Source organism: Nonomuraea sp. MG754425 (genome assembly GCF_021699195.1).
In the GTDB taxonomy this organism is placed as follows: Bacteria; Actinomycetota; Actinomycetes; order Streptosporangiales; family Streptosporangiaceae; genus Nonomuraea.
Window position 1 is genome coordinate 41,669 of the sequence record NZ_SSXE01000042.1, and the last position, 14,035, is coordinate 55,703.

Sequence of the window (14,035 nt, forward strand, 5' to 3'; positions counted from 1 at the left end):
GATGTTCCTTTCTTCACTTCACGGGAGCACAGAGTTCGGTTGCCGAAGTGGGGGTCACTTCTTCAGGACGAGCGCGGCGGTGAACCCGCCGTGCCCGCGGGCCAGCACCAGCGCGGTCCGCAGGGCGGCGTCGCGGGGCTGGCCGAGGACCAGGTCGATGTCGCAGCCCGGGGCGAGCCGGGCGGTGCCGACGGTCGCCGGGACGACGCCCTCGCGCAGCGCCAGCAGTGCCGTCGCGACGTCGAGCGCGGCGCCGCCGCCGTAGAGCCGGCCGGTCAGCGTCTTGGGCGCGGTGACCGGCACGCCGCCGGGCCCGAACACGGCGGTGATGGCCTGCGCCTCGGCGAGGTCCTCGTGCGGGATGCCGGAGGCGTCCGCGAAGACGACGTCCACCTCGGACGGGGCCGTGCCGGCGTCGGCCAGCGCGCGCTCGATCGTGCGGCGCAGCGCCGGCGGCCGGTCCGAGCCCGGAGCCGGGTCGAAGCCCGCCGCGTAGCCCGCGATCCGGCCGTAGACGGGGGCCCCGCGCTCGCGGGCGCTGTGCTCGCTCTCCACGATGAGCATGGAGCCGCCCTCACCGGGCAGGTAGCCGGCCGCCGCCTCGTCGAACGGCAGGTACGCCCGCTCGGGGTCGTCGACGGTCGACATCTTGCCGTTGGACAGTTGCGCGACCAGCCCGTACGGGCACAGCGAGGCGTCGGTGCCGCCGCTGACCACGACGCGGGAGCCGCGCCGGACGAGCCTGCGCGCCTGGCCGAGGGCGTCGAGGCCGCCGGCCTGCTCGCAGCAGATCACGCCGCACGGGCCGCGCATGCCGTGCCTGATCGACACCTGGCCGGTGGTGGCGGCGTAGAACCAGGCGATCGACTGGTAGGCGCCCACCCAGGACGAGCCGTTGAGGTAGAGGCGTTCCATCTCGTGCTGGCCGAACTCGGTGCCGCCCGACGAACTGGCGGTCACCACGGCCATCTCGAACTCGGGCAGTTCGGCGGGGACCACGCCGGCGTCCGCCAGCGCGGCCTCGGCCGCGACCAGGCCCATGTGCGTCCAGTGGTCGGTCTGCGGGATCAGCCGGGAGGGGAGTTTCTCCCCCGCGACGAAGCCGGGCACCTGCCCGGCCAACTGGACCGGGTATCCGGACGCGTCGAACCTGGTGATCCGGCCGATGCCCGACTTGCCGGCCAGCGTGGCCTGCCAGTGCGTCTCGACTCCGATCCCGGTCGGCGCGACGATTCCCAGGCCCGTCACCACCGGCATGCCCGTCATCTCGGCTCCGCTCATCGACTGCCCTCCCTGACGACGGTTTCACCGGCGGTCTGCGGAGCGGGAGCGTCGAGACCGGCCGTCAATCCGTTGACCAACGCTCTGCGGCCGAGCGCGAAGGCGAGCCCGCAGGCCGCCGCCACACTGCCGAGACCGAGGTAGTACAGCGGCTCCGGAACCACTTCCGCGAGCCGGACCACGCCGCTGCCCAGCCCGCCGCCGAGCCCGGCGAACAGCCACATCAGGCCGAGCGTGCGCCCCATGAAGCCGGGCGGGAGCACGTCCGCCGCCGCCGAGATGATCACCGCGGCGACGATGACCTCGCCGCACGCGTGGGTGAGGTAGACGACGACCAGCCACAGCGGCGACACCTTCTCACCCGAGGCGGCGAACACCGTGGTGAGTGACATGAGCAGGAAGCCGCCGCCGACGAGGATGAGCCCGATGGCGAGCTTCACCGGGACGTGGTGCCGCCCGGCCAGCGCCGGCAGCCCGACCGCGATCAGCGGTGCGAGCGCCAGGATGAACAGCGGCGTCGCGGCCTGCAGCCAGCTCGCCGGGATCTCCATGCCGAACACGACGCGGTCCACGTGGTCGCGGGCGAACAGGTTCAGCAACGACGCGGCGTGCGCGATGATCATCCAGAAGAGCGTGGAGCCCAGGAAGACGGCGAGGAACGAGCGCAGCCGCCGCCGGTCGTCCGGGCCGAGGCCCGGGTTGCGGTAGACCACGGTGTAGCACACGATCGGCACGATCACGCTGAACACGCCGACCAGCACGATCGCCAGGCTCACGCTGAGCAGGCCGGCCAGTCCCAGCGCGATCAGCGCCACGACGACCAGCGCGCCACCCAGCCCGCCGCGCCGGGCGACGGCCGTGCGCTCGCCGGACGTCAGCGGCCGCACCGGCCGGTTGCCCACGTCGCCGAACTGCCCGGCGCTCACCGCGATCTGCACCGCGGTGGCCATCATGACCAGCGCGGCCACCCCGAAGGCCAGGCTCCAGCTCACGCGCTCGCCCAGGTAGCCGACCAGCAGCGGGGCCGCCAGCGCGGAGACCTGCGTCGCGACGTACATGAGGGAGATGCCCGCCTCGCGGCCGCGGCTGCCGCCGAACATCAGGTTGATCATGGCCTGGTGGTTCGGCTTGTACACCGCGCCGCCGATCGCCACCAGCGGCAGGCCGATCACGGCGCCCCAGCCCGCGGGGACGGCCAGGAACAGGTAGCCCGCCATGCCCGTCACGCAGCCGGCCAGCAGCGCCCGCCGGTTGCCGAGCACCCGGTCGCCGAGCCAGCCGCCCGCGATCGACAGCATGAACATGAAGCCGATCCAGGCGCCGAACAACGTCGCGGCGTCGGTGATGGGCAGGCCGAGGCCGCCGCGCGCGGCGGGGGCCGCGGCGTACAGCACCAGGATGGCCTGCAGGCCGTAGAAGCCGAAACGCTCGAGAGCGTCGCTGGTGAACAAGGTCAGGTACCAGCGAGGCATCGCGCGCAGGGAGATGGCTCTGTCGGCGGTGCTCATCGCGCTCCGCCGTCCGGGGGTGCGTGGCCCGCCATCGCGTCGGCGAGCGCCGGTACTCTCACGTCGTTCATGCACGCCCTTCTTTCGGGTCGACCGAGCAACACACCCTCTTGCGTACGGGAGGCGACTCGAATCTCCCTTGCGTTGCGGGCAGCGAGCCCTTCAGCGGCGGCTCACCGTCCGCTGTGCGGGACGTGATGGCTCTCACGGGGACGCCTCGTCGGAAGCGTGACCGGGGGTGCTCGGCCGGCGGTGGCGGCGGGCTCGGGTCAGGCTCGAGGCGGCAGCCGCAGGGCGATCACGGCGATGTCGTCCAGCCCGGTCGTGGGCAGCCCGCTGAGCAGGTTGTCGCAGAAGGTGTCGATCGGCTCGCCCGCCAGCGTGCCCGCCAGCCGGCGCAGCCGTTCCAGCCCGAGGTCCAGGTGCTCACCCGGACGCTCGACGAGACCGTCGGTGTACAGCAGGAACGTGCTGCGCGGCGGCAGCGGGACGGTCTCCGACGGGCAGGTGCGGTCGTGGCGGAAGCCGAGCAGCGGGCTGGCCGCGCCGTCCAGGAAGAGGCTGACGCCGTCGGCGGTGACCAGCAGCGGCGGCGGGTGCCCGGCCACGGCGTAGTGCAGCAGGTGCCCGCCGTCGAGGCGTTCCAGCCGGGCGAGCGCGCAGGTGGCCGTCACCTCGCCGGACAGCGACTCCATCGCCAGGTTGAGCCGGGTGAGGATCTCGCCCGGGGGTTCGCAGCGGTCCATGGCGAGGGCGCGCAGCATGTTGCGGAGCTGGCTCATGGTGACCGCGGCGGCCAGGTCGTGCCCGGCCACGTCGCCGATGGCCACCACGGTCCCGCCGTCGGGCAGGACGAAGGAGTCGTACCAGTCGCCGCCCACCTCGGCCGCCGACGGGCTGGCCCGGTAGCGGGCCCTGATCTGCGCGTCCGGCAGCTCCGGGGGCTCGGCCAGCAGGCTGTGCTGGAGGGCCAGGGCCACCTGCTGGGCCCGCTGGAAGCGGATGGCGTTGCTCAGCGCGTCGTGCGCGTGGTCGAAGATCTCGTCGAGCAGCTCGATGTCGTCCCAGCCGATCGGCGGGCGGTCCCCGCAGGTCACCGCGCCGACGACGGCGGGCACCGCCCCGTCCACCACGACGGGCAGGGTCAGCAGGCTGTTGGCGTCGTTCGCCACCAGCCACGCCTGGAAGTCGCCGGAGGCGAGGTCGGCGGGCGGGCGGCCGGGCGGGAACCGGCGCAGTTGCGGGCGTCTCCGGCGCACGGCCTCGACCAGGGTGCTGTCGGCGGGCAGGCGTTCCTCGCCGTACGCGGGCAGCCGCCGCAGGCCGGGACGCACGGCGGTGGCCAGCCGCTCGACCACGAACGGGACGCCGCCCGGCCGGACGGTGGCCAGATCGGTGACGAGCTGGACGCCGCAGCCGTCGGCGAGCTCGGGCACGATCACGCCGGCCAGCGCGCCGAGCATCTCCCGCAGGCTCGTGAGGTCGGCCGTGGCCGCGCCGGCGCGGTCGAGCACCCTGCGGCGGCGCTGCTCCTGCCAGCGCCGCTCGACGTCGGTGCAGGTGCCCACCCACTCCACCACCAGGCCGTTCTCGCGGATCGGCACGGCGCGGGCCTGGAAGTGCCGGTACGAGCCGTCGGCGGTGCGCAGCCGGTAGATCTGCTCCCACTTGTCCGCCCCGCCGCGGACCGCCCGCCACCACGCCGCCATCGTGGCCTCGCGGTCGCCGGGATGGACCATGCGCTGCCAGCCCTGGCCGCGGAACTCCTCCCAGGGCTGGCCGGTGACCCGCTCCCAGCTCGGGCTGGGCTCGATGACCTCGCCCTCGGGGCCGGCCACCCAGAAGATCTCCACGCTGACCCGCATGAGGCTCTCGTAGCGGCGCAGGATGCGGCTGCGCTGGTCGGCGATCGCGCGGAACTCGCGGGTGGCGTTGATCTCCTCGGTGACCTCCATCGACACGATCAGCACCCCGTGGTCGCCGGGCCCGAAGGACACCCGTGACAGGCTGGAGGTAAAGAATCGCTCATCATCGGGGCGATCGCCGCCGGCCATGCGCGCCGGGGCCGCGGTCAGGACGATCGGCTCGCCCGTCCGGTAGACCTGGTCGAACAGCCGGCCGTAGGTGCGCCGTACGACGTCGGTGAACGCCTGCTTCAGCGGGATCCCCGCCGGTCGCTCGCCGAACTGGGCCCGGTACATGGCGTTGGTGTAGAGCACGCGGTGATCGGGGCCGCTGGTGACGGCCACCCCCACCGGCGCCGGATCGAGCACCTCGAACGCCAGGTCGCTGTGTGCGCCGTGCCCGGTTCTGCCCATGGTGACCTCCCCCCGATGGCCACGTCACGCCTGTGCTACCCCGTCGGCGGGCGCGAGAACGCGGCGGGGATCTTGGACGTGCCGGTTGACCGGCCGTTGCCCCGTTGTCTACCCGGGAGGTGCGCCGCCCGCGTGCTCGGGGTTCGAGAGGCGCTCGAGCCGGGCGGGATCCGCTCAGCTCTCCGCGCAGCCGCAACTCCGCCTCGTGACGAGGGTCGCGGGCGGGAGGGGCGCGGGCGCGGCGCGGCCGAGGAGCAGGTCCACCGCCTGCCGCGCCATCGCCTCGAGCGGCTGGCCGGTGACGGTGAGCGACGGGGCGGTGTGGGCGCTGTCGGGGGTGCCGTCCAGGCCGATGACGGCGATCCGGCCGGGCACGGGGATCCCGGCGGCGCACGCGCCGGACAGGACGCCGATGGCCTGCTCGTCGGTGGCGGCGATCAGCGCGCGCGGCACCGCGTCGCGGGCGGCCAGGCGGCGGATCAGGGCGTCCGCCTCGGCGCGCGAGTACGCGCAGCGCAGCGGGGCCGCGCCGGGCCCGGCCGCCGACTCCCAGACCTCCCTTCGCCGGCCCACGGGACCGGTGTCGCGCGGCCCGGCCAGGAACGCGATGTCGCGGTGGCCGTGGGCCCGCAGGTGGGCGAGCGCCGCCCGCACCGCGTGCTCGTTGTCGGCGGTGACCAGGGGGGTGTCGCCGGTGGCCGGCCCGTTGTGCAGGTAGACGGCGGGGACGCCGGGCGTCCGGGCGAGAGCGGCCACGTCGGCCGCGCCGTCCGCGTCGGCGGAGGCGATCACCAGGCCGTCCACCTGGGCGGCCAGGAAACGTTCGACGAGGTGGCGCTGGCGCTCGGCGGAGTAGCCGGCGTTGCCGATGAGCATGAGGCGGCCGTATCCCGCGAGCGACTGCTCGACATGCCTGGCCAGCGCGCCGAAGTACGGGTTGAGCGCGTCGGCCAGCACCAGGCCCACCACGCCGGTGGTGCGCGAGCGCAGCGCGCGGGCGATGCGGTTGGGGCGGTAGCCGAGTTCCTCGGCCGCGGCCAGCACCCGCGCGCGGGTCGCGGCGGCCACCGGGCGGGGGCCGTCGTTGATGACGTAGCTGACGACCGCCGTGGAGGTGCCGGCCCGGCGGGCCACGTCCGCCAGCGTGGCCGGCTTGCCTGCGGGTTCGCTCATGACGGTTTACATTCTCGCATCTAAACGATTAGATAATGCATCCGTTCATCTAAACGATTAGACCGATGAGACGAGGTTCGTGTTGCCGGGACTCCCCCTGCTCATCGACACCGACACCGGCTCCGACGACGCCGTGGCCCTGCTGCTCGCGGTCGCGGACGGCGACGTGCGTGCCGTGACCACCGTCGCGGGCAACGTGCCGCTCGCCACGGCCACCCGGAACGCGCTGATCACGCTGCAGCTCGCCGGGCACGCCCACGTCCCGGTGCACGAGGGCCGCGCCGAGCCGCTCACCCGGCCGCCGGCCACCGCCCAGCACGTGCACGGCCTCGACGGGATGGGCGACACCGCACTGCCCGACCCGGCACGGGGCCCGGCCGACGGCCACGCGGTGGACGTCCTGCTCGCCCTGCCCCGCCGCCACCCCGGCGAGCTGACGCTCGTCACCCTCGGCCCGCTCACCAACCTCGCCGCCGCGCTGCTGCGCGACCCCGGCCTGCTGGGCCGCTTCCGCCACGTCTACTGCATGGCGGGCGCCGCCGACCTGCGCGGCAACGTCTCGCCGACCGCCGAGTACAACGTGTGGGCCGACCCCGAGGCCGCCCGCGTGGTGCTGCGGGCGGCCACCCCCGGCCAGGTCACCTGGATCGGCTGGGACGTCTCGCGCCGGTACGCCGTGATGACCCCCGGCGACCAGCGCCGGCTGGCCGAGCTCGGCACCGAGCGGGCCGACTTCGCCCACCGGATCAACCGCTCCGTCGCCGACTGGGCGCGCGACGTCACCGGGCTGGCCGGCTACGACCTGCCCGACCCCGCCGCCATGGCGGTGGCCCTGCGACCCGGCCTGGTCCTCGACAGCGAACGCGCCCACGTGGACGTGGCCCTCGGCGACGAGACCCGCGGCCAGCTCATCATCGACCGCCGCCGCACCGCGCCCCCGCCCAACCTGACCCTGATCCGCCGCATCGACGAGCCGGGCTTCAAGCGGCTGCTCCTCGACGCCCTGGCCCGAACCCCCACGGAAGGACGCCCATGACCGCCGCCCGCTACGACCTGCACTGCCACCTCGACGGCTCCGTACGCCCCGGGACGGTCGCCGACCTGGCCCGCGAGCAGGGCGTCGTCGTGGACCGTCCCGTGACGGAGCTGGTCACCGCGCCACCCGACTGCGGCAGCCTGACCCGCTACCTCACCTACATCGACCTGCCGCTCCAGGTGCTGCAGACGCCCGACGCGCTGCGCCGGGCGGCGCGCGAGCTGGTCGAGGACTGGCACGCCGACGGCGTCGTCCACGGTGAGGCGCGGTTCGCGCCGCAGTTGCACGGACGCCAGGGCATGACGCTGGACGAGGCGGTGTCGGCGGTCGCCGCCGGGCTGGCGGACGGGCGGGCCGCGACGGGCGTGCGCACCGCCCTGCTGCTGTGCTGCCTGCGCCACCAGACGCCCGAGGAGAGCCTCGACGTCGCCGAGACCGCCGTGCGCCGCCGCGACGTGGTGAGCGGGCTCGACCTGGCGGGCGACGAGCGGCTCTTTCCCGGCGCGCCGCACCGTCCCGCCTTCGACGCCGCGCACGCGGCGGGGCTGCCGTGCACCGTCCACGCGGGCGAGGCCGCCGGGGCCGCCAGCGTCTGGGAGGCGCTCGACGTGCTCGGCGCCCGCCGCATCGGCCACGGCGTGCGCTGCGCCGAGGACGAGGCGCTGCTCGACCGGCTGCGCCGCGACCGGATCACGCTGGAGATGTGCCCGATCAGCAACGTGCAGACCGGCGCCGCCTCCGGCCTGGCCGCCCATCCCGCGCCCCGGCTGCTCGCGGACGGGCTCGCCGTCACCATCGGCACGGACGCGCGCACCACGTCCGCCACCACGCTGGAGCGGGAGTTCGCCGCGCTCCGCGAGACGGCGGGCTGGGGCGGCGAGCAGGAGCGGCTGGTGGCCGAGCACGCCGCCGCGGGCGCGTTCGGCCCGCTCGAGACCGCCCGGCCCTGACCGCAGCCAGGTACGAGCCCGCCGCAGCCCTCCCGGCTCGCCCCCACCGGGCGATCCCGGCCGGGTCACGGAGGGAGTGGGCCGAGCCGCGGGGTCACGGGCAGACGAACCGGGCGCGAACCGAAGAGCGGCACGGCACGGCGCGAGCCGAAGCACGGCGCGGCGCGAGCCGGAGGGTGGCGCGAGCCGGAGGGTGGGTCACGGGCAGGTGAGGCGGGTCGGGCCGGCTGCCATGGCCTGGTCGCCTGTGGTGTTGCCGCGGCCGGTGTCGGTGATCTCCACGACGACCAGGCCGCCGGCGACGGCCAGGGGCGCCGGGGCCGGCACCCACTGGCCCTGGCGCATGCGCTGGTCGAGGGTGAACTCGCCCACCGTACGCGCCTCCTCGCCGAAGCCGTCCCTGACCGTGTACCAGACGCGCTGCCCGGCCAGCCTGGACCTCGGCACGTAGACCATCAGCGTGCACTGGCGGGGGCCGCGCAGCCCCGTGGTGAACAGCCACTGGAAGGAGTTGCGGGCGGGCGGGTCCGCGCGCGGGCCGCCGGTCAGCTCCGAGAACAGGAAGCCGTCGCCGCAGCCCGCGCCGGTCCAGCCGGAGGCGGTGGCGTCCTTCCAGCCGTCGCGGCCGGGCAGGCCCTCGATGCGGACGCTGCGCGCGGTGTCGCGCGGGCAACTCGGCCCCGCCACCGCGGTGAAGGCGGGACCGCCGTGCTCCCCCTGCTTGCGCGGGCCGTCGTCCGTGGTCGCGACCGCCCGCAGCGGCAGGACGTCGTGGAACGCGCCCGCCATGACCAGCCCGGCCGCCCCGAGCGCGAGCAGGACCGCCGACAACCTGACGAGCCGCCGGTTCGGCCGCACCAGGGACGGGCGGCGCGCGGGCGGCCCGTCGTCGTGGTTCCGGCCGGCGTCGAGGTGCTCCCGCAGCGTGTTCCACCTCCCGGCCCACGCGTCCTGGTCACCGCCGCACGCCCCCACGTACGCCTTCGTGACCGCCAGGCTCGGCAGCCTGTCCCCTGACGCGGCGGCGGACAGCGCCGATGACGAGTAGCCCGCCTTGCGCTCCATCGCCCGGTAGCTCGGATTGCCCGCCGCCGTCCGCAGGTCGCGCAGTCCCTGGGCGAACTCCTGGAGCGGGCCGGGCGGGACCGGCCGTTCCCGCCGGCCTCGGGTGGTGGTGTCCTGGTGGATCATCGTGCCCCCTGACGATATGAACGTTCCTGCCCCTATTCGTGCTGACGGGGGCCGGTGGACTGATCCTTCGGGTTCCGGAACGGGCCATGACCAGACGTCCGGGGTCCCGCGAACGCGGCGGCGGGCGGCCCCCGGTTGGGAGCCGCCCGCCCGTGGCGATCCGGGGCTATCGCCTTCTGATCTTGCCGAGCACGTCCACGACCGGCTCGTCGCAGGTGTTGACGTACCGGACGACCACCGTGTACTTGACCCCCCTCTTCAGGAAGTCGGTGGAGTACCTGACGCGGTCCTCCAGGACCGTGTTCCTGGCGACGCGGGGCTGCGGGCGGAGCACCTCGGCGCCGTTCTTCGACAGGAACACGAAGTTGACCGTGCTGTTCCGCTTGAGCTTGTCGCCGGACGGGGCCAGGAACGAGTTCCGTCCCACGACGAGCGTCTTGCCCAGGTTGTCGCCGCCGATGAAGGTCCGGGGCGTGAAGCGGCCCCGGCCGACGGTCGTGCCGAACAGCCTGACGTAGCCGGGGATGCGGCAGAACTGCCGCTGCAGCTCCGGACGGAAGTACCTGTCCGACTCCCCGTACGTGCCGTACCCCCTGCGGTTCTGTCCCGGCTGCCGCTTGACCAGCCAGTCGACGAAGCTGATCCCGGCCCCACGCAGGACCTGCTCGACCGTGGCCGAGATGCGCCCGCCCATGGTCCGGTCGCCGGACTGCGTGGTGGCGTCCCCGGTGGCGGTCTGCGGCGTGTTCGTGCCGGTCCGGTCGCGGCCGAGCAGGCCGTCGATGGCGCGGTCGCCCACCTCCTTGCCGAGTTCTTTGCCCAGGTCCTTGCCCAGGTCCTTCAGGAGGTCGCCGAAGCCGCCGTCGGAGCCGCCGCTCCCCTGGGTCGTCGGCAGCGGCGCGGTGAGCCCGGAGCCGAAGTCGAACGAGCCGCCCGACAAGCTGCCCGGCGAGCCGCCGAAGAAGTCGAACGGGTCGTCGGCCTGCGCGTGCGCGGTCCCGGCGGCCAGGCCGCTGCCGGCCAGCACGCCGCCGGCCGCCAGCCCGGCCACCACCAGACGCAGTTTCGAAGGTGCTCTCACGCTGTTTCTCCTCTCAGAGTGACGCGGCCGACGGGCGGCCCGCTCCTTCGGGAGCCGCCCGGGGCGCGTCGCGGATGTTCCGGCCACTCCTGAGTACGGGGCCCGTCGATGACCATCCAGGTGCGGACGTTGTCCAGCCGCCGCGAACGGTCGAGCGCCGGGGCGTGGACACGGACGTGCCCGGGTTCCGGCGGGAACCCGGGCACGTCACGAACCGGTCAGGCGAAGGCGCTCAGCACTTGTTGCGCAACATCGCGGCGTCCTCGTCGAACCTGATCTTGTTGCCGCCCTGCCCCCGCTTGGCGGCGATCTTGCCGAACGTCTCCAGCCGCTTGGCGGCCGGCTCGAGGTCCGCGCCGCTCAGCGGCTGCTTCTTGGCCAGGGCCGCCTGGGTCGCCAGGTTGACCTCGTCGGCGATGTCGTTGATGTTGCCCGGCCGCAGGTAGGCGACGTCGATCAGCGCCGCCTGCACGGCGCGGGGCAGCTTGTCGAAGTTCTCGATGCCCCGCCGGGTGACCAGGTCCTTCGCCTCCTCGTAGGAGACCTCGAACAACATCGACACCTGCTCGTCCGTCAGCGCGGTGAGCCCGGCCTTGAGGTCGTCGAACGCCTTGCCCGACTTGATGGCGGCCTGCGCCGACTGCGGGCTGGTCTCGCTCAGGATGCGGTTGACGATGGTGCGCGCGTCGCCGCGGCTCAGGTTGAAGCCGATCCCGATGGTGACGATGTTGCGGCTCTTACCCGCCCTGGTCTTCTCGCCCGCGTCGTACGCCTTCGTCCGCGCGCCGCCCTCGCGCTTGGTCAGCATCTGCTTGACGCTGCCCCGGTAGATCGTGGTGAACGGGCAGCGGGTCTCCTCGCCGGTGGCGGCGGTGGCGGCCGGCTCCTCCTCGTCGATGGCCCCGTCGGCGGACTCGTCGGCGGACTCGTCGGTGGCTTCCTCGACCTCGTCCGCGCTGACCTCGGCGGGGCTGTCGGCGGGGCTGTCGGCGGTCTCCTCCGAGACGTCGGAGTCGGTGTCTGTGGTGTCCGGCGGGTCAGCGGACGCGTCGGGGTCGTCGGCCTCGTCCGCGACGCTGATCTCCTCCGACTCCTCGGAGGCGGCGGACAGGGGCGGGTCGCCCTGCCCCTGCGCCGCCTTCTCGACCATGGTCAGGTCCGGGTCGTCGGTGTCGAGCTGCGCCGTCGCGGCTCCTATGGTGAGCCCCGTGCCGCCGAGCGCCAGCGTGCCGGCCAGGGCGGCGTACATGATCCGTCGCCGTGAGCGCATGTGCATGAGTGCCTCCGTGAGGGACGCGGGTCCGATGGACCCTCCTGGAGGACCTGCTTATTGCTCCGCGTATTGACCAGCTAGAGAGTTTTGTCCGATATCGTCCAGTGGCCGCCCGGCGGGCACGCCCTCGACGCCCGCGGCGCGGTAGCCCTTCATGGTGCGGACCTCGTTGCCGTTGGCGCGGCTCTGCGCGTGGTCGTCCTGGGCGGCGCGCATGCCCCGGCCGCCGGCCTGGACGATCTGCTCGGGCACCTCGGAGATCAACGTGTCACCGGTGGCGGGTGAAGGCGAACAGCCCGGCGTCGCCGGCCGCGTACAGCACCGAACCGTCGGGGTGCCAGGCGCAGCCGTGCAGCTCGCCGTCCAGGACGATCCCGCACTCGGTGGTCCGCGTCTCGACGTCCCAGACGCGCAGGCAGCCGTGCTTGGCCGCGGTCGCCAGCCGGGTGCCGTCGGGGGAGAAGGCGACACCGGTGAGCCAGTCATCCTGGCCGAACCTGGCCGTCCGCGCGCCCGCCAGGTCGAACAGCTCGACGCAGCCCTCGATGGTGGCCGCCGCCAGCCGGCCGCCGCAGGGGGCGACGGCGAGCGCCTCGACCAGGCTCTCCGCCTCCGCCGGCGGGCCCAGCGGGCGGCCGTCGGGGGTCCAGCGCCGCACCTCGTCGCCGGACGCGGCGGCCAGCCAGGTGCCGTCGGGCGCGATGACCAGCGCCGTCACCTCCTCGTCGGACGGCCCCAGCGTCGTGGTGACCGCGCCGTCGCGGGTCAGGACGCGCACGGTGCGATCCATCGCGACGGCCATCCAGGTGCCGTCCGGGGCGATCGCCGTGGCCGCCTCCGCCACGGGCCCGATGGACGGAGGCCACTCCGTCCTGCGCACGGTGCCGTCCGGGGCGTGCGTCCGGATGCGGCCCTGGGAGTCGACGCTGAGGGCGTACGCGCCGTCGGCGGCCACCGCCACGCTGCCCGTCCACTGCCTGGGGCCCCGGCCGCGCACGGTCCCGTCGGGGTTCCAGACGGTCAGGCCGGACAGCCCCGCCGTGACCAGGTACGAGCCGTCGCCCGCCACCGCGATCCCGCGCACGTCATGCCGGGCGGGCGGGTCGGCGGCGCCGGCGCGGACGGCGAGGTCCACGTCCCAGACGCGCACCGTGCGATCGCCGCTCGCGGAGGCCAGCAGGCGGCCGTCCGGTGAAATCGCCAGGCCGGTGATCGTGTCGGTGTGGCCGTTCAGCCGGGCACGGGGGGTGCCGTCGCGGTCGAGGATGGCGATGTTGCCGTCGAAGTCGGAGACGGCGAGCCAGCGGTCGCCGGGGGCGATGGCCAGGCCGGTGCCGTGGCAGAAGACGGTGTCGAGTTCGGCGCGCGGGGCGCCGTCGGGGCTCAGCAGGCGGATGGTGCCGTGCTCGCTGAGCACCGCCAGCCACTCGCCGGAGGGCGCGATGGCCACCGCCTCCGCGCCGCCGCGCGGGGGCGCGTCCGTCCCGCCGCTCTCCTCGTCGTGGCGGCGCAGGACGGTGACGGCCGGGCCGCGGGTGCCGTCGGCGTTCCACAGCTCGGTGACGTACGGGCCCACCGCCGCCAGCCAGCCGCCGCCCGGGGCGATGGCGACGGCCTCGTACTCCTCGTACGCGTCGTCGGCCTCGGGGGCGGTGCGCGGGGTGCCGTCGGCGTTCCAGAAGCGCAGGAAACCGTCCCCGCACGCGACGCCCCACGTGCCGTCCGGCGCGATCGCCAGCGCCTCGGCGGTCCCGGGCAGGTCGTCGAGGACGGCGCGCGGGTAGCCGTCGTGCTCCCACAGCCGGACGGTCCCGTCCCAGCTCCCGCTGGCCAGCCACGCGCCGCCTGGGGCGGCGGCCACGGACGTGACCTCGCCCTCGTGGCCGAGCAGGGTGCGGGCCGGGGTGCCGTCCACGCTCCAGCGCAGCACCCGTCCCTGGTCCCCCGCGGCGGCGAGCCAGGCTCCGTCGGAGGACATGGCGAGGTCGGTCATGCGCTCGGAGCGGCTGTGGTGGGTGCGCAGGAGCGCCTCGTGCGGCAGGTCCGGCGGCGTCCAGCGGTGTTCGAGCCAGGGACGGCCCCGTTCGGCCAGCCAGCGGCCGGCCTCCTCGCGCATGCCGGGGGTGGCGTGCAGGCGGGCGGCCAGCGTGGGCACCACGCCGACGCCCAGCTCGCGCGCCCGTTCGAGGAGGTGGGCCGAGCCCGCCAGCACCCGCCCGAGCAC

Annotated in this window: 11 protein-coding genes; 2 read left to right on the forward strand and 9 right to left on the reverse strand. The window is 74.5% G+C overall.

Annotated elements, in window-relative coordinates; translation table 11 throughout:
• Window positions 1-54 precede the first annotated feature (54 nt).
• The 4 genes from FAF44_RS17030 to FAF44_RS17045 form a co-directional block, all read right to left on the reverse strand.
• Window positions 55-1,281, reverse strand: a complete 1,227-nt coding sequence (locus FAF44_RS17030) for a ketosynthase chain-length factor (protein ID WP_272894623.1) — start codon at window positions 1,279-1,281, stop codon at window positions 55-57.
• A complete protein-coding gene (locus tag FAF44_RS17035; RefSeq protein WP_237104149.1) occupies window positions 1,278-2,789 on the reverse strand; it encodes a peptide MFS transporter in 1,512 nt (503 codons plus the stop codon). Before FAF44_RS17035 ends, FAF44_RS17030 begins: the two co-directional genes overlap by 4 nt.
• Before the next feature lie 269 nt (window positions 2,790-3,058).
• A complete protein-coding gene (locus FAF44_RS17040; protein ID WP_237104150.1) occupies window positions 3,059-5,107 on the reverse strand; it encodes a SpoIIE family protein phosphatase in 2,049 nt (682 codons plus the stop codon).
• A 174-nt stretch (window positions 5,108-5,281) separates the two neighbouring features.
• Window positions 5,282-6,280, reverse strand: coding sequence for a LacI family DNA-binding transcriptional regulator (locus tag FAF44_RS17045; RefSeq protein ID WP_237104151.1), 999 nt, complete (start codon window positions 6,278-6,280; stop codon window positions 5,282-5,284).
• An 82-nt stretch (window positions 6,281-6,362) separates the two neighbouring features.
• Between FAF44_RS17045 and FAF44_RS17050 the strand changes: the two genes are divergently transcribed.
• On the forward strand, window positions 6,363-7,316 hold the full coding sequence (locus FAF44_RS17050) for a nucleoside hydrolase (protein ID WP_237104152.1): 954 nt from the start codon (window positions 6,363-6,365) through the stop codon (window positions 7,314-7,316).
• A complete protein-coding gene (gene add, locus FAF44_RS17055; protein ID WP_237104153.1) occupies window positions 7,313-8,266 on the forward strand; it encodes an adenosine deaminase in 954 nt (317 codons plus the stop codon). Before FAF44_RS17050 ends, add begins: the two co-directional genes overlap by 4 nt.
• Window positions 8,267-8,464: 198 nt before the next feature.
• On the opposite strand, the gene FAF44_RS17060 is transcribed toward add, so the two are convergent.
• From FAF44_RS17060 to FAF44_RS17080, 5 genes are all read right to left on the reverse strand, one after another.
• Window positions 8,465-9,457 (reverse strand): hypothetical protein, encoded by a 993-nt coding sequence (locus FAF44_RS17060; RefSeq protein ID WP_237104154.1) that lies wholly within the window; start codon window positions 9,455-9,457, stop codon window positions 8,465-8,467.
• Between the two features lie 166 nt (window positions 9,458-9,623).
• Complete coding sequence (locus FAF44_RS17065) at window positions 9,624-10,538, reverse strand: hypothetical protein (protein ID WP_237104155.1); 915 nt, start codon at window positions 10,536-10,538, stop codon at window positions 9,624-9,626.
• 232 nt (window positions 10,539-10,770) lie between these two features.
• Window positions 10,771-11,814: a hypothetical protein gene (locus tag FAF44_RS17070; protein ID WP_237104156.1), complete on the reverse strand. Its 1,044-nt coding sequence runs from the start codon at window positions 11,812-11,814 to the stop codon at window positions 10,771-10,773.
• A 51-nt stretch (window positions 11,815-11,865) separates the two neighbouring features.
• The gene (locus FAF44_RS17075) at window positions 11,866-12,075 is read right to left on the reverse strand and encodes a hypothetical protein (RefSeq protein WP_237104157.1); all 210 of its coding nucleotides are present in this window, start codon (window positions 12,073-12,075) and stop codon (window positions 11,866-11,868) included.
• A gap of 4 nt (window positions 12,076-12,079) precedes the next feature.
• Window positions 12,080-14,035 (reverse strand): WD40 repeat domain-containing protein (locus FAF44_RS17080; RefSeq protein WP_368857762.1); only part of this gene is annotated, 1,956 nt, incomplete at its 5' end.